We start from the raw sequence: 308 nt of genomic DNA on the forward strand, positions 1-308 counted from the left end.
GTCCTTTTGTTTAGTACCGAAGATTTTGTCGCCGGCGTCGCCGAGGCCGGGAAGGATATAGCCTTTTTCGTTGAGACCGTCGTCAATTGACGCGGTGTAGATTGAAACATCCGGATGATTATCAAGCACTTTTTTGATGCCTTCGAGCGCTGCCACCAGTACCAGCGCGCGTATTTCATTGCTGCCGGCTTTCTTCAGGAGGTCAATGGTGGAAATCATTGAGCCACCGGTGGCCAGCATAGGATCAACGATCATCTCCATGCGTTGATCCAGTTCGCCCACCAGTTTTTCGAAATAAGTGCTCGCTT

The 308-nt window shown here is 50.6% G+C and carries 1 protein-coding gene; it reads right to left on the reverse strand.

What is annotated here, in order from left to right:
* Nucleotides 1-308 (reverse strand): uracil phosphoribosyltransferase (gene upp / locus E5Q11_RS17560; protein ID WP_135804723.1); only part of this gene is annotated, 308 nt, incomplete at both ends.

This window comes from Marinobacter confluentis (assembly GCF_004785685.1).
Classification (GTDB): domain Bacteria; phylum Pseudomonadota; class Gammaproteobacteria; order Pseudomonadales; family Oleiphilaceae; genus Marinobacter; species Marinobacter confluentis.